Origin of the sequence: Heliorestis acidaminivorans (assembly GCF_008933955.1) — a bacterium.
In the GTDB taxonomy this organism is placed as follows: Bacteria; Bacillota; Desulfitobacteriia; order Heliobacteriales; family Heliobacteriaceae; genus Heliorestis; species Heliorestis acidaminivorans.
Genome location: NZ_WBXO01000001.1, coordinates 302,710 through 322,539 on the forward strand (window position 1 = coordinate 302,710; position 19,830 = coordinate 322,539).

Consider the following 19,830-nt stretch of genomic DNA (forward strand, 5'->3'; position numbering starts at 1 on the left):
CCAAGGTTATCAATCTTAACGTTCCCTGATAGATCTTGTGATCTCGTCGGCTAACTCTGTAAGGGGGGCAACTTTGTCAATATAGCCAGATTCGATAGCAACTTTGGGCATTCCATAAACAATACATGTTGATGCATCTTCTGCTATTGTTTTGCCCTGCTGACTTTTTATAAGTTTTATTCCTTCTGCTCCATCACTACCCATTCCCGTCATGATAACTCCTACTATCTTAGACCAGTAGTTATCTACTACTGATGTCATCATGACATTTACAGAAGGTCTATGTCCACCTGCGGGTGGTTCTTGGGTTAATCGTACCCACAATTGCTTACCTAGACTAGGTTTTTCTGTCTTTTGAACTTTTAAATGATAGTCACCAGGAGCAATGTAGACTACGCCTGGGCGAATCTCTTCATTATGCTCCGCTTCTTTCACTTTAAGAGGAGAGTTGGCATCAAGTCTTTCTGCTAAGGAACGAGTAAAACCAGGCGGCATGTGTTGTACAACAAGAACTGCTGCGTCTAAATCTCTTGGTAGCTTAGGAATCACTTCGTATAGTGCTTTAGGGCCTCCTGTTGAAGTTCCTATTAGGATAATTTTGTTTAAACCACCTAGATTATTCGATACTTTTCCTGCATAAGTGTTTGGTTCTTTTGCCTCTGACATAAGTGGAATGGTAATCTTTTTAGTTGATGGCTTTGGAGAAGGACTTGCTGGTGGTGCTGACCACTTCCTAGGTGCCACAGGTTTTGTTCTAATACGCGCCATAGCTGCTATCTTAATTTTACTTAGCAGCTCATCACGAACTTTATGAATGTCTAAAGAAATCGTACCTGATGGTTTGGGAATAAAATCAACAGCACCTTTTTGTAAAGCTTGCAGAGTCGATTCTGCACCTTGTTGTGTCAAGCTAGAAAGCATGATCACTGGTACGGGTTTTTCTGACATTATTTTTTCAAGCGTAGAAAGCCCATCTAAGATAGGCATTTCTATATCCATAGTTACGACATCAGGTGATAGCTGCTCAATTTTATGTAGAGCATCTTGACCATTTCGTGCCGTACCTACAACAATCATGCCGGATTCAGCGGCAATCATATCCGATATTACTTTGCGCATGAAGGCTGAGTCATCAACGACTAATACCTTAATGACTGACACGCGATCACTCCCAGTCGATTTGGGATAGCTAAATTATTATCCGCAATATTAAGATCTTCCACATTGCTAAGTTTTTTTCCTGCCCTTTTTGTAGGCTTTAACCAAAAAAGCTTTTCATCCGTCCAAAAAGTCGACTCAACGTACCTTTATTATCTGCTTTTACAGCTACATTACACAGGTTAGCGGCCAAACGTGAAATAGCTAGCGAAGCTGAAGAATTTTCATAGTGCAGATAAAATGGTTTTTGGATTTTTACGGATTTTGAAACGACAGGATCGTCTGGAATATAACCCATGACGTTCAATTCTCGATTTAGAAATTTCTTTGAAGCTATAAGTAATTTTTGAGATACGTCGTTTCCTTCTTTTTCGTTTTCTATTTTGTTTACTACAAGTGATATAGGCTTCTTTTTTTGTACCATTTCTACAGACTTGATAAGCCCGTAGGCATCTGTAATAGCCGTTGGTTCTGGTGTCGTTACAACGATCAATTCGTCTGCAGCATAAATATAAGATAGTACATTCTTTGATATCCCTGCACCTGTATCTATTAATAATATGTCTACTGTTCCATCTAGTTCAGAAAGACCTTCGATAAAACGATCAAGCTCCTGTGCGCCTAAGTTAGCCAACTCAACAATACCTGATCCACCTGAGATGAGTCCAATTCCTTTAGGGCCTTTGCAGATGACTTCAGATAGTTTTTTTTCGCCCCTGATAACGTGGTATAGATTATGCGGTGGAACTTTGCCAAGTATTACGTCTACATTGGCCATTCCCATATCAGCATCTAGAATAAGTACTCTTTGACCATAGTCAACAAGAGCTAGGCCAAGGTTAAGTGTTAAGTTGGTTTTACCTACACCGCCTTTGCCACTTGATATACATATAATCCGAGTAGGCGATTCTTCACCTGCAATTTCAAATTCTACTTGTTGTCGCATATTTTGCATCATGATGCGAAGTTTTTCTGCTTGATCTTTCATACCTTCGCCTCTCCACAAATAAGTTTCGCTATTTTGCGGGAATCGGCAATTTCCATATCATCAGGCACATTTTGCCCTGTTGTTATATATGAGACAGGTTTGTGTGTTTTGTGAAGAATATTAAGAATTGCTCCATAGTGATTTGTTTCGTCTAGTTTGGTGAAGAGAAAGCGATTAATGTTTAATGAAGAGAATCTCTCTATAATCTGTTCTAAATCGGCGTATTTGGTAGTTAAAGATAAAGCTAGCATTACTTTTGAGCCTGGACAGGCATCTACAAAAGCTTTTAATTCTTCTATTTGTTCTTTGTTTTTATGACTTCTTCCGGCTGTGTCTACAAGGATTAGCTCCTTATCACGGTTTCGATCAATCGCTGTTTTTAAAGCTTCAGGTGTAAATACAACTTCTACAGGTACACCAATTATCTCACCAAAAGTTTTTAGTTGTTCAACAGCGGCTATTCTGTAAGTGTCTACAGTAATTAACCCAACCTTGCGTTTATCAACAATAGAGAATGTTGCGGCTAGTTTGGCTACCGTAGTTGTTTTTCCTACACCTGTTGGTCCTAGCAAAATAAAAACTTCTTGTTGTCGTTGATCTGAGGAAAGAATCGGCTTTGGTGTACCTAAGAGTTCTACTACTTTATCGTATAATTTTTCTCTGATAACGCTAGGGTTTTCTTTGCACTTCTCCCCTAACTCATTATAGATTTCAGCGATCAATGTTTCTGCAATCGTAGGTTCAACATCATTCTTAATCAATTGTTCTTCAATTTGTTGTAATTCTACGGGCAGATCTTTTTTTTCTTTATTTAATGTATGAAGAATCTCGCCCATCATTGTTTTTAGTTCTTTTATTTCCACTTTAACACCATCATCATTTGTTTTAGTGGAAAATAACGTCTTAGGATCGATTAATGGCTCTTCTTTGCTCTGTTTTATTGTCTCTTCTTCTTGTAATGAAGCGAGTACTTCCATAGTTTGAATGTTATTTTTGGTAGATGGCACTGTTTTTTTGGTGATTCCCTTGGCAACATTTTCAATAGCACCTGTAACTTCAAACATTTCTCTCGTGAAAAAGCCTAGAAGGCCTCCTTCTTTTACCTTGCGGGTATGCAGAATTACAGCATCATGACCCATCTCTGATTTCATCTTTGTCATAGCTTCTTGCATTGTTTTGGCAACAAAACGCTTTACACGCACCGTCTAGCTCACCATCCCAACTGTTTGAATTTCATAGGTTGTTCCTACTTCGTTATAAGATAAAACAGTCAATTGGGGAACCACTCTTTCTGTTAGTCGTTTGAAATAGAGGCGAACAATAGGGGCACAAAGAACAATCGGTTGATAGCCCATTTGAGAAACTCGTTCTACTTCGCTAGCTAAAGAAGTAAGCATTCTCTGAGCTTCTGTTGGATCAAGAGCCAGATAAGTTCCATGCTCAGTCTGTTGAATTGATTCTCGAATCTGATTTTCTAATGCAGGATCAAGAGCAATGACAGAGAGTTGGTTCGTTCCTGGCACAACGTAAGCTTTTACAATTTGGCGTGCTAAAGCTTGCCGAGCGTATTCTATGAGAACATCGCTATCTTTGGTCAATCTTGCATTATCTGCCAAGGCTTCCATGATAGTGACAAGATCTCGAATTGGCACTCTTTCTTTTAATAAGCCTGCTAATACTTTTTGTAATTCTCCAATAGTCATTAAATCTGGTATAAGTTCTGACACAACAGCAGGGTGGCTTTGCTTTACATGATCGACCAGTGATTGTACGTCTTGACGACCCATAATCTCATGAGCATGTGACTTAATCACTTCTGTTAAGTGTGTTGCAACTACACTTGGTGGATCAACAACTGTATATCCTGCTAATTCTGCTTGATCTTTTATGTCAGTTGTAATCCATTTTGCTGGTAATCCAAAAGCAGGCTCCACTGTATCTATACCGGAAATTGTATCATCTTCAAATCCAGGCGACATGGCTAAATAGTGATCTAATAATAATTCGCCAGAAGCTACTTCTACTCCTTTTATTTTGATAGAGTATGTATTAGGCTTCAATTGCATGTTATCTCGCAAGCGAATTGGTGGTACAACAAGACCTAGTTCTAAAGCGCATTGTCTTCTGATCATAATCACGCGGTCCAGTAGATCGCCCCCTTGTTGAGCATCTACTAGTGGTATTAAAGCGTAGCCCATTTCTAACTCTAAAGGATCTACATTGAGTAAGGAAATAACATTTTCTGGCTTTTTGATCTCTTCTATCTCTTCTTCCTGAGCCTTTTCTACTTCTGAGACTGCCGTTCTATCTTGCGCTTTTTTCATTTGGTAGCCCAAGACTGCTAGAAGTATGCTCATGGTAAAAAGCGGAAGAGGTGGCAAGCCAACAATACCAAGTAGAGCAAGTAAACCAGCAGCGATAAAAAGTACTTTCGGTCTTTGGAAAAACTGTGAAGTAATATCTTGACCTAAATTTCCTTCTGATGCCGCTCTCGTTACTATAATACCTGTGGCAATAGAGATGATCAGAGCGGGAATTTGTGTTACGAGACCATCACCGACGGTAAGTAAGGTGTAAACGCTGGCTGCTTCACCTATAGACATACCTCTTTGAAGAACACCGATGATAAAACCACCGATGATATTAACAATAACGATAACAATACCTGCAATAGCATCGCCTTTAACAAACTTGGTAGCACCATCCATGGCACCGTAAAAGTCTGCTTCTCGTTGTATATCTTTACGCCTTTGTTTGGCTTCACTTTCGTTAATCAAGCCTGCATTCAGATCTGCATCAATAGCCATCTGTTTACCAGGCATGGCGTCTAGGGTAAATCGAGCTGCTACTTCTGCAACCCGTTCTGAGCCTTTAGTAATGACAATAAATTGAATAACGACAAGAATTAAAAAGATAATAAATCCAACAATAACAGAACCGGCTAACACAAAAGAACCGAATTTGGCAATGACTTCACCAGCATAACCATCGAGAAGAACAAGCCTTGTAGAAGAAACGTTAAGTGCTAATCGAAAAAGTGTCGTAATCAAAAGTAAAGAAGGAAAAATAGAAATCTCTAAAGTACCTTTGATAAACATAGCCGTTAAGAGAATCAACATAGCAATCGTAATGTTAAAGATCAGTAGCATGTCTAACAGAATGGGGCTCAGGGGGATGATCATCATGATAACGGTCGTCAGAACAGCGACAGCAACTAATATATCTGAGTATCGAAATGATGGGCTCGACGCTTCTGTTTGGGCCATCTAACTCTTCCTTTCCCCTTTCGTCACCATGATGGGAAAAATTTATTATTAATCTTGTGCACTAAAAAGCGATATGACTTTAGGCCTTTTTTTGTTTCATTCTAAAAACGAAAGCAAAAACTTCAGCGACTGCTTGGAATAGGTCCGCTGGTATCTGATCGCCTACTTCGACAGTTCGATAAAGAGTTTGCGCCAGTGGTTTATCTTCCACCATTGGTATTCCATGTGTTTGAGCAACTTCCTTTATTTTTTGAGCCAGAAAATCTTGTCCTTTGGCAATGACTCGAGGTGCTGCCATTGAGTTTCCGTCGTATTTTAGGGCTATGGCAAAGTGCGTTGGGTTCGTAATTACTACATCAGCTTGAGGCAATTCTTGCATCATGCGACGCATGGCCGCTTCTCTCATCCTTTGACGAATCTTACTACGAATCTGTGGATCCCCTTCTGCTTGCTTATGTTCATCTTTTACTTCTTGTTTACTCATCTTTATGGACTCTTCGTGAGAATAACGCTGATACCATAAGTCAATGGCGGCCACAAAAAGCAGTAACAAAGCAACTCGCCAGCCTACATCAAATCCTATATTGGCAATGATAGCTAGAGCTGTGGTTACATCCATTCCCATCATTTTGGGAAAAGTGTGTAAATTCTCCATAATTACCATGTATGCGATATAGCCAACAAAGCTTACTTTCAAAATTGATTTGACTAACTCAACGAGTGCTCTTTTTGAAAAAATTCTTTTAAATCCTGACAGAGGGTTGATTCTATTCCATTTGACTTTTATAGCTTCCGTAGAAAACAAAAAGCCTACCTGTAGATAACTTGCCGTTAATCCAGCAGCCATAGCTACTAGTAAAAAAGGTGCTACCAACAGTGAGGCTAGTATCGTGATATCTAATCCAACAGAAAAAACAGTAATTGGTGTAATTTCTGTACCTGTTAAAACGCCTAAGATGTGAGAGGTTAATCGTTGAATTCCATCAATCGTTTGCTGACCCAAAAAGAAAAGGGTAAGAAAAGTAACAAGTAAAATAATTGCAGAGTTTACCTCTTGACTACGGGCAACCTGACCTTTTTTTCGTGAGTCTTGTCTTTTCTTTGGCGTTGCTTTTTCTGTTTTTTCTCCCGCAAACCATTGGAGATTCCATTTTACCATGGCTGGTCAATCCTTTATTGATTCTACTTATTGACGAACAATAATGGATAAAAAGCCTTCTACATTGGACAGCGTAATCGCAAAGAGGTAATTTAGACTCTCTATGTAAAAAGGAATTAATACCCATAAGAAGAAGATGCCGACACCAATTTTCAGAGGTAAACCGACAACAAAAATGTTGAGCTGAGGAACTGTACGAGCCATGATTCCCAGAGCAACATCGGTAATTATAGTGACACCTAGAATGGGAAGGGCAAGTTGAAGCGCAATAAGAAAAGTACTTACAAACAAATGAACAATATAAGCCGCAATACTTCCTGATAACTCTGCTGTAAAAGGACCTGTTCCTACAGGAATTAATCGAAAACTATCTGCTAGAACTTGAATGATTAGGAGATGTCCATCAGCAAGAACAAAAAAGAGTAAGCCAATCATTTGAAGAAAAAGGCCTGTCATTGGCACTTGTGTTCCCCAGAGCGGATCAGCAACGTTAATAATACCAAAACCTAATTGGTAATCAATAAACTGACCAGCCGTCATGATAGCAGCAAAAAGTAGCTGGAAAATAAATCCAATGGTTAATCCAATAACAACTTCCTGGGTTATTGTAACGGTAAAGTGAAAAAGATCAGTTGGCACTTCTGGATAGCTACTCGCTGGCATGGCTAAAAAAAGCGTTAAGGCAACAAAGAAAGCAAATCCAATCTTGGCATAATTATTAAAGCCCGGTGTATTGAAAAGAGGAGCCATCACCAGAATACCAGCAACCCTGGTCATCATCATCAACAATATATCTAGATGAACCAGAAATTGGGAGATGACCGTTTCCACTGGTTAAAATCCCTTTCCCGTAAAATTCTTCTTTATCGAATAAATGTATAAAGATGGAGATTCTCAAAAAGGCTACCTGTATATTGAAGCATGTTTTCTAGCAACCAAGGACCAAGTATAAAAATAATGAGAAAAACACCTATAATTTTCGGTACAAATGCGAGGGTCGCTTCTTGTATCTGTGTTGTAGCCTGAAATAAACTTACAGCCAAACCAATTAACAAGCTTCCCGCTAAAACCGGTGTGCCAATTATCAATACAGCAGTTAGAGCATCACGAGCAAGCTGAATTACAATATCTTGTGGCAAGATCTTCCCTCCCCTAATGAAAGCAAATTTATTGTTAAAAAGTACTACTCACTTGACAAGGAGGGTCATTGGAAACTAAGGACAAGAGATCGTACTATTAAGTACCAACCATCTACAAGAACAAAGACAAGCACTTTAAAAGGTAATGAAATCATCATAGGCGGTAACATCATCATCCCCATGGACATGAGCACAGAACCTACTATCATATCTATCACAATAAAAGGCAAGTAAATAATTGCACCAATCTGGAAAGCAGTCTTTAATTCACTAAGTATAAAGGCTGGAATTACAACACGCGTTGGTATATCTCTGTATGTTTCAGGTTGGTCAATTTCTGCAAGATTGACGAATAGTGCTAGATCTTTTTCTCTCGTCTGCTTTAACATAAATTCTCGAAGAGGATCAATAGCATTTTCTAATGCTTCATCTTGTGATAACTCACCGGCTATGTAAGGTTGTAAAGCCTGTTCATTTATAGTAGACCAAGTAGGTGCCATAATAAAGAAGGTTAGAAACAAGGCCAGTCCAATTAAGACTTGGTTGGGTGGCATTGTTTGCATGGCCAATGCGGTACGAGTAAAGTTTAAGACCACGATGATACGAGTAAAGGAAGTCATCATGATCAAGATTGCCGGTGCAAGCGATAAGACAGTCAAGAGAAAAAGTATTTGTAGACTTTTTGAAACTTCTACAGGATCGTCTGTACCTTCCACTCCAATCGATACAGTTGGAATTGGTAGAGGATTGGCCAGCCCTTCTGTAGGCACGAGGGTTACAAATAAAAGCAGTAATAAAGGTAATCTTAGTAATTGACCTCTGCGCCACAGGGACTTCATCACATTTTCTCTCCTTCTCTGGAGCTCTTGTTATTCTGCTTTTCATCTCCCATCCGCAGGGAATTCAATCGATCGATCTGTCGCATCATTTCACTATGAAAAGATAGGTCGTTTTTATTCCTTTCTTCTCCTTTGAGCTTCGTTGCCACATTGCGAAGATCGGAAAAAAAGTTGGGTACTGGTAATTCTTTCTGTTCTTCAATAGATCTTTGAATAGATTCTATTTTTTTCGGATCTGTTATCTCCATAATCGGTTGTATTGATTGATCCGTTACAGCAAGAACAACATATTTACCTGCTATTTCTGTAATAAAAAGATTCTTGTTAGGTCCTAAAGAAACTCGATCTAGTACAGAGAGCCATTCCCCTTTGGGAAAGAAAGCTGTATTTCCTGGTCTCTTTAAGTAGCGTAGTACAAGCCAGGCAACTATAGCCAATATGGAAAGAGTGATAATCAATCGAAAAATAACTTCTCCTGTGCCTGGCATGCTTTCTGAGCGATCTTCGAAGACCGCTGTAGAAGGATAAGGCCGTTCTTGCAAACTGCCTCCCCCCTCTAAGTCTGAGCTTGCCAGAGCACTAAGAGGGTTCATGAGCAACAAAAGAAGTAAAGTTAAAAATACCAGGCCGCCGATGTTTCGGCGGCCAGAATGCCGACATACATTCATAAATGTCCCGCCTAACCTGGAGAGAAAGTAATGTTACAGATTCTGAAGCGGTGGGTACGATTAACCAATAGCTTTTTTTACTGCTTCCAATACTCTTTCTGGTTGAAAGGGCTTAACGATAAAGTCTTTAGCACCAGCTTGAATAGCATCAATAACCATTGCCTGCTGTCCCATTGCACTGCACATAATAATTCTTGCACTAGCATCAACTTGTCGAATAGCTTTAACTGCATTAATGCCATCCATTTCAGGCATGGTAATATCCATTGTTGTTAGATCTGGTCTTAGTTCTTTCCATTTTTCTACGGCAACTGCTCCGTTTTCTGCTTCTCCTACAACTTCATAACCATTTTTCGATAGAATATCTTTAATCATCATGCGCATGAAAGCCGCATCATCGACAATCAAAATACGATTGGCCATGATATATTCATCCTCCGTTTACTGTAGATTTCCAATCCGCTCTATGGGATTTACAATATCCGTTATGCGGACACCAAAGTTTTCATCAATTACGACAACTTCACCTTTGGCCACTAACTTACCATTTACTAGAATATCAACTGGCTCACCAGCCAATTTATCTAGCTCAATCACCGAACCGGAGCCAAGCTCCAAGATGTCTCGAATAGTTTTCTTTGTTTTTCCTAGTTCAACAGTTACCTGCAAAGGCACATCCATTATAAGATTTAGATTACCTACTTCTTTTGATGAAGTTTGGCCTTGCAGTGGTGAAAATTGAACAGGTTGGACAGGGATAGACGATGGAGTTGGTGGTTGTGGTGGGGGATACATCATACCTTGTTGGGGGTGATGATAGTAGTTCCCATAGCCTGGTGGTGGACCATAGTAATGTTGTGGCGGTGGTGCTCCGTAAGGTTCACTACCTGAACCCATTGGTGGTACCTGCGGAGGTTGATGCTGCGGCATTGGTTGCTGAGGTGCTGTTACCGCTGATGGTCCTGCAGCCATTGGTGAAGCTGTTGCTGCTCCTGGAAGATCTGGGAATGGCGCTGTAGAAGGAGGAACTGATGCTGCAACTTCTGCTGTGTTTGTAGCTGCACTTTCACTACTGTCTCCCATTAAGCCTCTGGTCAGGGCTTTAGAAAAGGGAATGGGGAAGATCTGCATCAATTCACTATCAATTAAACCTTCTATAACCATTCGAAATGCCACTTTTACAACAGGATCAGACTCTGGATGTTGAAGTTCCTCACTAGCAAAATCAACTTTGTTCAATTCAGGTGGAGAAATGTCTATTTTTTTGTTCAGCATAGTTGCCATTGATGTTGACGCTGAGCCCATCATTTGGTTCATAGCTTCAGAAATAGCACTAAAGTGCAACTCTGATAGTTCTATTGGTGGCGCTGATCCATCTCCACCCATCATCAAATCAACGATAATAGCTACATCGGACTCTTTGATGACAAGTACATTGTTACCCTCTAATCCTGCTGTATAGTGTACATCAACAACAACAAATGGTGAAGGGTAATCCCTTTGAATCTCTGTTTTTGATGTTAGAGATACTCGAGGGGTAGTTATGTCTACTTTTTTGCCTAGAAGTGTTGACAATGTTGTTGCTGCTGTTCCCATAGAGATGTTGGCTATCTCACCAATAACGTCTTTTTCCATGTCACTAATGCTGTTATTGGGATCTACCGGTGCTGTTAAGTTATCTTCTGCTGGAGAGGTATCGGCATCGGATCCTTTAAGCAGGGCATCTATTTCTTCTTGCGATAGAACACCACTACTCATCATCTGTCTCAACTCCTTCATCGAAGGTAGAGGTGATCTGCACACCTAGTTTTGAACCGACGACACCGGGTCGCCCCCAATACTTCCTTCGTTGACCTACCATTACGATTAGTTCTTCAGAAACTTGGTTATCAAGTTGGATTACGTCACCTTTTTGAAGATCTAAGAGCTCACTTACATGTAAGTGCGTCTGACCTAATAAAACTGTCATCGGAATTTTGGCTTTTTCTAAACGTGAACGCAGAATATCTAATTGCTCCTGCGTACGCCCTTTTGCTGAACTAGAAAACCAAAAATGAGCACTGAGCTTACTGATAATTGGTTCAAGTAGAATATAAGGCAAGCAGATGTTAATCATACCTTCTGTCTCACCAATACGACAATCTAAGGTGATCAGCACGACCATTTCTGTAGGTGCTACAATTTGAACAAACTGAGGGTTAGTTTCAATTACTTCGAGGTTAGCACTTACCTCAGCAATATTTTCCCATGCTTCTGCAAAGCTATCTAGCATTCTCCTCGTCGTTCTCTGAAAAACAGATTGCTCTATTTCTGTTAAGCCCCGAATCTTGCTTGGAGGTTGTCCAGTACCTCCAAAAAGACGATCAATAATAGAAAAAGCAATATTCGGATTAACTTCCATAATGCCATTACCATCTAAAGGGGTCATAGTAAAGATGTTGACAATGGTGGGATTGGGAATAGAACGAACAAATTCTTCATAGGTTAATTGATCAACTGACATAACTGAAATCTGAACCAGGGTACGTAAATGGGCTGAAAAGTATGTAGTCAGACTGCGGCAGAAGTTCTCGTAAATTACTTGTAAAGTATGAATCTGGTCTTTTGAGAACTTATTAGGTCTTTTAAAGTCGTAGAGGCGTACTTTGTTGGCCAAGTCTTCTTGCTTCACTTCATCAGCGGTGACTTGACCACTGGCAAGGGCATTTAATAGAGCATCTATTTCCGATTGAGAGAGAACTTCGCTCATTTTTTAACCCTCACCTCCTCCTTATCGAACCTTTAATCATTCATTACACCTTTATTGATAAACAATATCTATGAAGTAAACATTTCGAAACTTGTCTGCTCCAAATTGTTTGTTAAGAGCAATAAGTATTTCCCTCTTCACTCTTTCTCTTCCTTCATGGCTCTGAAAATCATCAATTGTTTTTGCACTTAGTACTGCTAGTACTCGATCACGAACAATAGGCAATTGTTCATCTAGTTCGGCGATTACTTTTTCATCTCTTTTTTGCATGTTTAGCTCTAAAGAAATCTGAGCTAATAAGTATCTTCTGCCACCGGGATCAGCAAGGTTCGTCTTAAATTCTCCGCCTGGATCGTATAGCACACCAGGCGCTCTTACTGGCTCTTGAATGGTAGTACCACCTATTAAGCCATTAGGAGCTACAAAGAAAGTAAAAGCCGCAATTGAGATAAGTGCTGTTATGACCATCATGGCCAAGGCAATGACTATAAACTTTATGTTTATAGACGATTTTTTCTTTTCTTCATTTTTTTCATTTTCAGCCATCGTGAAGAAGCGCTCCTTCCCAGGCATTGTTCTTGGCTTGCCCTTGTTAATAAGAAGCCTATCCTCGTCTTATTATATATGGATTCTAGGCCATCTTGCTAGCTCCTTCTTTTTTCTTATAGGGGATCGTTGGAATATTTCCGTTGATAATAAGCTTTGCGATATGTAATAACGCGCTCTATGACATCTTCTACCTTTTCTTTAACAACTAGCTTACGTCCTGTTGTTAAAGAAATCAATGTATCTGGTGTAGATTCAACTATCTCTATTAGATCAGCATTGATGACTATTTCGCGTTGATTTAGTTGCGTTACTTTGATCAGCTTACATCCCCCCCTAATAATGATAAAACGGGCGGGTTTGGCCTTTAATACCCGCCCTCAATAAAAGAAGCAAGTTACGGTATTAACTGTATATTTCACATCAACAGGTTCAATCACTTTTTAGAGACTTTAATTTACTTCTATTAGCGTTTCAGATTTACTAATTCTTCAATCATTGAATCTGATACGGTAATAATTCGGTTGTTCGCCTGAAAACCACGCTGAGTGACGATCATATCGGTGAATTCCTCAGCTAATTCTACGTTAGACATTTCTAGAGAGCCTGGAATAATAGTTCCTCTACCATCTTCACCTGGTCGTCCTGTTCGCGCCATTCCAGAGTTATTCGATTGACTGTATAAATTTTCGCCGTTTTTAAGTAGACCTGACGGATTGGAAAAATTGGCAATAGCTACTTGGGCAATTTGGCGATTCTGCCCATTAGAGTAACTTCCTGTGATGGTACCAGTTGCGTCAAAAGAGTAGGTTAGTAAGTCGCCGTCTTGGTAACCATTTTGATCTAATGGTGTGACGGTCGTCGCAGATCCGAACTGAGTCATAGAAGACAAGTCGATCCAGATTGGTCTGGGAAGTCCTGCCGCGTCTGCTTCTGCTTTGGCTTGCTCAAAGGTCATCTCATCATCATCATCTGGATCAGGATCTGAGAAATAATTCCCATTCATAGCTGGGATTTCAAAAACACCACCAGGTAATTCGATGGGAGCTATATCATTTTCATCCGATACAAATGATACAAACTTACCACTTTCGTTAAATTGCATAGCACCACTAATTAAGTTAGCAATATTAGCATTGTTAACGTCAGTCTGGTCACCATCTGTAGTGTAATATCTACCATTGGGATGAACTAGGGCGCCTGTTACATTCCAAACATTATCAACGTTACTTTTTGTAAATTTAACTTCTAATTGGTGAGGACCACCTTGAGAATCATAAATTGTAATAGTCTGTACAATAGCATCATCACCATTCTGCGTTCGCGCATCTAAGTTCTTGATAAAAGTAACTTTATCGGTCGCTTGAGCTTCCATGCTCATAGCCTCTCGTAAATTCAAAGCAATTGGTGCATCGGTGCTTTCGATTACTCCATCTACAGCTTTATAACCCATAACGCGCATACCGTTGTCGGTACGTACAAGGTTAAAAGAAGTATCTAAATCAAAGTTACCGGCTCTTGTATAATAACGAGAACCACCATCGTCTAAGACGAAGTAACCATCTCCAGAGATAGATAAATCAGAGTTTTTTCCTGTTCCTTGCGGACTTGCCGCAGTCGGAACAACTTCAATAGTTGCTATATTCATGCCTAACCCGACTTGCATAGGGTTAGTTCCGCCACGTCCACCTTGTGGAGCAGAGGCACCGCGTACAGTCTGGTTTAGAACATCTTGGAAAGTAACACGGCTTTTCTTAAAGCCAACTGTGTTTACGTTCGCAATATTGTTACCGATTACGTCCATTCGTGTCTGATGGTTCCTCAGTGCAGTTACGCCTGAGTAAAGAGAACGCATCATATTAAAATGACCCCCGTTTCTTTGATTCTACCTTTCCCGCTGATTGCTTCTATCGGTCCACAATCAAGGCTTCCTCGGGAGGTCCAGCCTTTTAAGACGGGATAATCACGGCGCTATCAATCTTAGTGAAGACATTGTCTTTAAGTTGATTACCATGGGCAGCTGTGATAACGGTGCGATTTTTGATCGATACAACTAGAGCAAGATCTTTCATCATAACAAGAGCTTCTTGTGCTCCTTTACTTTCTGCTTTTTGCACAGCTTCGTTTAATTGTTTCAGCTCTTTTTCTCCAAAGTGGATGTTACGCTGGTTTAATCTTTGTTGTGCATGACTAGAGAATTTTAACTTGCCAGCTTCTTGATCAAGAATTTTTTGAAAGTCCGCTGATTGTCCAGAATTATGAATAGAACCTTTAGCAGTAGGTGATTTAGTTGTTGGTGCTATATTGTTAGCGCCTGGGATCATTGGTTGAGGATAGAAGAAAGGTTTATTCATTATCTTTTACCTCCTCTTCTCCGTCCTCTTTTGCTTCTGTCTGAGGTATTAATGCAACAGTTTCTTGTTTTGCTATTACCTGACTTATTTCTTCTAATCGAACTGAACGCATGTAAGTCTGATCTCCATTATTGATCTGTACTTGCAAAATTGGTTGGCCTTTGTCAAACTTTACGCCTCGCACTTCGCCTTGTACAAATTCTGTTAAAGCCATTCCACTATTATCATAAATAGTTTCTCCATAGGCATCTCTTTGGAAAGTTACTGCATCAACTTCTTTACCTATGAAACTAACAGCCTGAGCTACATAATTTTCGTGAAGCATTTTCATTTGGGCCTCTTTTAACTCCATGAAGCCATCAGCCATGTTTTGCATCTGTTCAAGTGAGCTAAACTGTGCCATTTGGGCAATAAACTCTTTATCTTCCATAGGTTTCATTGGGTCTTGGTAACGTAATTGTGTAACTAAGAGTTTTAGGAAGTCGTCTTTGCCCATAGTGTTTTTGTCTTTATTAACTTTAGATACTTCAAGAGAAGCCATTTGAGAGGCATACTGCGAATTTACTATGTTAGACACTTCTTCACCTCCTACTAAAACGCTTATAGCTTATTAATCTTTATTAATAGAATCTTAAGATGTCGCAACTCTATGATCACTTGCTTTTGTATTAAGCAAAGTACTCTACTGTACTGCGCTCACTTTCGTAATAGAGAGCAGTTTTTTGTGCAGAAGGATGATCTTCTTCTCCCAATTCGCCCTCTTTACTATACAAAAGACCCTCATGAGCTTGCCCTCTACCAGGTTGCTTTTCTAAAAAGCCGTTCTGATTTCCCTGATAAAAATCTCTACCACTATCATCTTTACTTACATCTACTCGATCGAATTTAATCCCTTGTTCTTCTAATGATTGTCTTAGTTGAGCCATATTAGATTCAAGCAGTTGTCTTACCTGTGGATTTTCTGCGGCGATACGAATCGATACAATTCCATCTTCCATAAGCACTCTCATTTTCATAGGCCCTAAAAAGTCTGGTTTAAGCTGAATCTTCAACTCTTGTGATCCTGCTTTATTCAAAAGTTTTGCTTGAGCAATAACCTGATTCAGTATCTCTTGTCGATTCGGCATCACTGGTTGTTTCTGTATGTTTAGAAGCCTACCTTTAAACGTCTCTCTACTAGCTTCTGTGGCCCCTAAAGCATTGTTGGAACTGTTTTTGTTCTGTAGCATTTTTTCGCTAGCTGCTTCATGTCCCATTCCATCTCTCATCAATCGGTAATTTAATGGCTGTTGTGTCCCACCATCTTTCCTACCGAGCATCTGAGGACTCAAATATGAATTAGGGATGCCTGCTTTTTCAGAGCTTTCCGTAGTTAAAAGAGGCTCCTCTCTTGTTAATCCATCCTTACTGCTTTGTTGTCTCTCTTGACGTCGCTGTAAGTTAGCTAACAAGGGTAGTTGTTCTGGTTCTGTTGCTGATAGAGCTTTGACGTTCTCTTCAGTTACTTTTAAATAATTTGTCTCTACGTTCTGCTTCCCTGAACTTACATTATTACGCAGGTGTTGCATAATCTCTTGTTTTAGCTGTTCTTGTAGCTTTTCTTTAGGTTCTTGCAACAGTTCACTCTGTACTTTTGTTTGACTATTCAAAACTTTAGGCTTATCTACCGGTTTTGTTTGTTGAAATAAAACAGTTTGTTCTTTTTCTGAGTTGACATTTTTTTCTTCCATTCCTTTTGAAATAAAAGAAATGTCAAGCTTTTCTTTTTGAGATGTCGATGTAGTAGATCCTTTATCCTCTAGTGATTGAGTGACAGGTGACATTTTTTCCCGGTTGCTAGAGACATTTTGTTGTTTTTCTTCTACTTTTCCTTGAGGTTGTCTCTCTTCTTTGCTATTACTCGCTTCTATTTTGGGGGAGTGATTAACATGATCTTTTTTCTCTCTAGGAGTAATCGGTGAAGCTGTCAGTTCTCTTCGTTCCTCACCTCTTGTGTTGCTAATAGAGGCTGACAGATTCTCTCTTCTCTGCTGATTACGACTTTCCTCAAATCTCTTTGCCATACTTTGATTCAATTCATTGAGTAGAAAGGAACTATGATTTCTGCCTTGCATTGTATGGTTTGAAATAAAAGTGCTCACTAGGCTTGCAAAACTTTCCTGTCCTCTCATCTCTTGCTGATCCATCTGAGCTGGTGACTCTTTTTTTGACTTTCCTTGCCCTTGAACCAAAGAAGCTAAGATAGCTACATCACTCAATTTATCACCTCCTTAAACTTCTACCACTTCTAAAGATTCTTAATGAAGATCTTTTAGAATACTTTTCTTTTTTCATCACCCCTTTCTTTTAAGACTGTCCTATCATTGTAACAAGCTGAGCCGCTCTCGCTGGGTTCTGGAAAGATAAAGATGATAAAATCTTTCCTCTTGCTTCATCATTCATTTCTTTCATTATTGCAACAGCTATATCATTTGATAAGTTTTCAATTAACATAGAAGCTTCATCAGGCTGCATGGCGGCTAGAGATCTTCCGAGACTTTGTAAGGTAGCAGATCTTTCTTGGACGGCTTGCTGAGATCCATCTTGTGTAGCTATTTCAATGTTAATATCTGGATAGGCCAGACGAGCTGCTCTTAAAGGATCGAAAAGAGCCATAATTCTTGCGGCTTCGTCGACATCCATTTCAGATAATAAACTATTAACCATGTGATCCGGTAAATTTTCCATAATCTTTGCTGCGTTAGCTGGTTTCATTAAAGCAAGTCTTTCAACAAGACCTTGTTGATCTACTGTTGTTTGCGTTGATTGCTCCAATGATATTTCTAACTGTTCCTGTAAAGCTTTTAATTCTTCTTCTAATTCATCTTTTTCCTGATTCCATAAATCTTCTTGAGGCTCTAACCAAGCAAGTTGTTGTTGTAGCTCACGTAACTGAGCATCCATTTCTGCTTTTTCTTCTTCTAATTGTGCAATTCGATATTCTTCAAACGTTTGTTGAAAAGCAGCTTCTTCTTCTTTTTCTGGAAAAAGGGCTCCTACAACAGGCACTTGTCTCAGGTATTGCGTAAAATCAACAACGCCTGTTACTTGAGCGGCACTGATTGAGCCTAGAAGAAAGACAGGGATGGCCAGAACAAAAAATGTTTTCCATGGAAATAATGATTTTTTATTATCTTCTTTTTGATTATCGGCCAAGACCTATCTCCCTCCTATTCTCCTTTATTGTTAGAAGCAATAAAACGATTAAGTGCCATTTCATCAAGGACTTTTTGTTCTTCACTTAGTACTTCTTTTTGATAAGCAGTAAGATGTTTGTCTCGTAATTTTTCGAGAATTTTTCTCTCGTTCATTGTCTTATGTAATTGCTCTCTAATCTCTTGCTCTTTTTCACGCTCAGAAGACAAGTGTTCGTACAACTCATCTTCTTTTTCTTGTAGACGTTGCCAAAAATGGCTAAAAATCATGCGGCTGTCTAAGTCAAAAGCTGTTCCTTGTTGAGGCTTACATTTTTTTATAGCCTCTGCCATGGCCTCTTTATTATGTTTTACATAGAGTTCGCATTCTTCTACCTTTTCACACTGTTGCTGTAATTCTGTCTTAAGGTATTCTTCTTCTTTTAGCTTTAAGTCTAAAGAACGTTGTAACTTAAAAACAAAAGGCTTCATGAACTAAACAACTCTCGTAACTGTGCTAAGGTATGCTCAATCGGCACTGCTTCCTCAATTTCTTGCTTTAGAAAGTTATTACATGCATTTATTTTCTTTATCGCATAATCGATTCTAGCGTTAGCACCAGATTGATAAGCGCCAATATCTAATAAGTCCTTAGCATCGTTATAAGTAGCCAAAACTTGTCTAAGCCTTGCTGACAATTCACGATGCTCAGGAGTGACTAATTCAATCATTACCCTACTTACACTTCTTAGTACATCTATGGCTGGATAGTGATTTTGTGCCGCCATTTCTCTTGATAAAACTATATGCCCATCTAGAATACCACGAACAGCATCTGCAATTGGCTCATTCATGTCATCGCCATCTACTAATACTGTATATAGGCCTGTGATAGTTCCATGATCTGAAGTACCTGAGCGTTCTAATAGCTTCGGTAGCATAGCAAAAACAGAGGGAGTATACCCTCGTGTCGCTGGTGGTTCACCAATAGCCAGTCCTATTTCCCGTTGAGCCATGGCAAAACGCGTTACAGAGTCCATCATGAGCATGACATCGCGACCTTGATCACGAAAATATTCTGCTATTGCTGTAGCAACTAGTGCACCTTTCAGGCGAACTAGAGCAGGTTGGTCAGAGGTGGCTACAACTACAACAGAGCGTGCCAGGCCTTCAGGTCCTAGATCTTTTTCAAGAAACTCTCTGACCTCCCGTCCTCTTTCGCCAATTAATGCGATCACATTAATGTCCGCAGAAGTGTTCCGTGCAATCATACCTAACAAGGTGCTTTTGCCAACACCAGAACCAGCAAAGATTCCAAGGCGTTGTCCCTTACCACAGGTTAGCATGCTATCAATTGCCTTTACGCCAAATGGTAGTATTTCTTGAATGCGTTGCCTTTTAAGTGGATGGGGTGGTGTAGCATCTAAAGGGTACGCTTCATAAAAACCCATAGGATTATAACTATCCATGAAGTTACCTAGGCCATCGAGTACACGACCTAAAAGGTGTTCTCCAACCGATACTTTTAATACATCACCAGATGCAAGAACTTGTGCACCTGGTCCTATGCCTGTCATATCACCTAGAGGCATTAGTAATGTTTTTTTGTCACGAAAACCTACAACTTCTGCACCAATTCTCTCGCCACTAGATTGAGTGGAAAGATAACAAAGCTCTCCAAGTCGAGCACTAGGTCCATCAGACTGAACGACCAAGCCGATTACCTGGTTAACTTTTCCATTCAATCGTACCGGGTCGGTTTTTTTTAAGGCATCAATATATTTTTGCATA

At 39.7% G+C, this 19,830-nt stretch carries 21 protein-coding genes; all 21 read right to left on the reverse strand.

Annotated elements, in window-relative coordinates; genetic code table 11:
- Positions 1–15: 15 nt before the first annotated feature.
- On the reverse strand, positions 16–1,161 hold the full coding sequence (locus F9B85_RS01440) for a protein-glutamate methylesterase/protein-glutamine glutaminase (protein ID WP_151617825.1): 1,146 nt from the start codon (positions 1,159–1,161) through the stop codon (positions 16–18).
- A 97-nt stretch (positions 1,162–1,258) separates the two neighbouring features.
- The gene (locus F9B85_RS01445) at positions 1,259–2,146 is read right to left on the reverse strand and encodes a MinD/ParA family protein (RefSeq protein WP_151617826.1); all 888 of its coding nucleotides are present in this window, start codon (positions 2,144–2,146) and stop codon (positions 1,259–1,261) included.
- Positions 2,143–3,348, reverse strand: coding sequence for a flagellar biosynthesis GTPase FlhF (flhF, locus tag F9B85_RS01450; protein WP_151617827.1), 1,206 nt, complete (start codon positions 3,346–3,348; stop codon positions 2,143–2,145). The genes F9B85_RS01445 and flhF overlap by 4 nt, the downstream gene beginning before the upstream one ends.
- Positions 3,349–3,351: 3 nt before the next feature.
- On the reverse strand, positions 3,352–5,412 hold the full coding sequence (flhA, locus tag F9B85_RS01455; protein ID WP_151617828.1) for a flagellar biosynthesis protein FlhA: 2,061 nt from the start codon (positions 5,410–5,412) through the stop codon (positions 3,352–3,354).
- Positions 5,413–5,491: 79 nt separating this feature from the next.
- Entirely contained in the window at positions 5,492–6,571 is a 1,080-nt protein-coding gene (gene flhB / locus F9B85_RS01460) for a flagellar biosynthesis protein FlhB (RefSeq protein WP_151617829.1), read from the reverse strand.
- Between the two features lie 27 nt (positions 6,572–6,598).
- A complete protein-coding gene (gene fliR / locus F9B85_RS01465) occupies positions 6,599–7,402 on the reverse strand; it encodes a flagellar biosynthetic protein FliR (RefSeq protein WP_151617830.1) in 804 nt (267 codons plus the stop codon).
- A gap of 32 nt (positions 7,403–7,434) precedes the next feature.
- Positions 7,435–7,710: a flagellar biosynthesis protein FliQ gene (fliQ, locus tag F9B85_RS01470; protein WP_151617831.1), complete on the reverse strand. Its 276-nt coding sequence runs from the start codon at positions 7,708–7,710 to the stop codon at positions 7,435–7,437.
- A gap of 65 nt (positions 7,711–7,775) precedes the next feature.
- Positions 7,776–8,549: a flagellar type III secretion system pore protein FliP gene (gene fliP, locus F9B85_RS01475; RefSeq protein ID WP_151617832.1), complete on the reverse strand. Its 774-nt coding sequence runs from the start codon at positions 8,547–8,549 to the stop codon at positions 7,776–7,778.
- Positions 8,549–9,091, reverse strand: coding sequence for a flagellar biosynthetic protein FliO (fliO, locus tag F9B85_RS01480; RefSeq protein ID WP_170270073.1), 543 nt, complete (start codon positions 9,089–9,091; stop codon positions 8,549–8,551). Before fliO ends, fliP begins: the two co-directional genes overlap by 1 nt.
- A 186-nt stretch (positions 9,092–9,277) precedes the next feature.
- The gene (locus F9B85_RS01485) at positions 9,278–9,640 is read right to left on the reverse strand and encodes a response regulator (protein ID WP_151617834.1); all 363 of its coding nucleotides are present in this window, start codon (positions 9,638–9,640) and stop codon (positions 9,278–9,280) included.
- Between the two features lie 18 nt (positions 9,641–9,658).
- The gene (gene fliY, locus F9B85_RS01490) at positions 9,659–10,978 is read right to left on the reverse strand and encodes a flagellar motor switch phosphatase FliY (protein ID WP_341474369.1); all 1,320 of its coding nucleotides are present in this window, start codon (positions 10,976–10,978) and stop codon (positions 9,659–9,661) included.
- Positions 10,968–11,966 (reverse strand): flagellar motor switch protein FliM, encoded by a 999-nt coding sequence (fliM, locus tag F9B85_RS01495; protein WP_151617835.1) that lies wholly within the window; start codon positions 11,964–11,966, stop codon positions 10,968–10,970. The genes fliY and fliM overlap by 11 nt, the downstream gene beginning before the upstream one ends.
- A 51-nt stretch (positions 11,967–12,017) precedes the next feature.
- Positions 12,018–12,512: a flagellar basal body-associated FliL family protein gene (locus F9B85_RS01500; protein ID WP_170270075.1), complete on the reverse strand. Its 495-nt coding sequence runs from the start codon at positions 12,510–12,512 to the stop codon at positions 12,018–12,020.
- Positions 12,513–12,628: 116 nt separating this feature from the next.
- The gene (locus F9B85_RS01505; protein WP_341474373.1) at positions 12,629–12,859 is read right to left on the reverse strand and encodes a flagellar FlbD family protein; all 231 of its coding nucleotides are present in this window, start codon (positions 12,857–12,859) and stop codon (positions 12,629–12,631) included.
- Between the two features lie 119 nt (positions 12,860–12,978).
- Complete coding sequence (locus F9B85_RS01510) at positions 12,979–14,370, reverse strand: flagellar hook protein FlgE (RefSeq protein ID WP_151617837.1); 1,392 nt, start codon at positions 14,368–14,370, stop codon at positions 12,979–12,981.
- Positions 14,371–14,461: 91 nt separating this feature from the next.
- The gene (locus tag F9B85_RS01515; protein WP_151617838.1) at positions 14,462–14,866 is read right to left on the reverse strand and encodes a TIGR02530 family flagellar biosynthesis protein; all 405 of its coding nucleotides are present in this window, start codon (positions 14,864–14,866) and stop codon (positions 14,462–14,464) included.
- Positions 14,859–15,443 (reverse strand): flagellar hook capping FlgD N-terminal domain-containing protein, encoded by a 585-nt coding sequence (locus tag F9B85_RS14690; protein WP_243138027.1) that lies wholly within the window; start codon positions 15,441–15,443, stop codon positions 14,859–14,861. The genes F9B85_RS01515 and F9B85_RS14690 overlap by 8 nt, the downstream gene beginning before the upstream one ends.
- Before the next feature lie 91 nt (positions 15,444–15,534).
- Complete coding sequence (locus F9B85_RS01525) at positions 15,535–17,124, reverse strand: flagellar hook-length control protein FliK (RefSeq protein ID WP_151617839.1); 1,590 nt, start codon at positions 17,122–17,124, stop codon at positions 15,535–15,537.
- 88 nt (positions 17,125–17,212) lie between these two features.
- The gene (locus tag F9B85_RS01530; protein ID WP_151617840.1) at positions 17,213–18,061 is read right to left on the reverse strand and encodes a magnesium transporter MgtE N-terminal domain-containing protein; all 849 of its coding nucleotides are present in this window, start codon (positions 18,059–18,061) and stop codon (positions 17,213–17,215) included.
- Between the two features lie 14 nt (positions 18,062–18,075).
- A complete protein-coding gene (gene fliJ / locus F9B85_RS01535; RefSeq protein WP_151617841.1) occupies positions 18,076–18,531 on the reverse strand; it encodes a flagellar export protein FliJ in 456 nt (151 codons plus the stop codon).
- Positions 18,528–19,829 (reverse strand): flagellar protein export ATPase FliI, encoded by a 1,302-nt coding sequence (fliI, locus tag F9B85_RS01540; RefSeq protein ID WP_151617842.1) that lies wholly within the window; start codon positions 19,827–19,829, stop codon positions 18,528–18,530. Before fliI ends, fliJ begins: the two co-directional genes overlap by 4 nt.
- Position 19,830 lies beyond the last annotated feature (1 nt).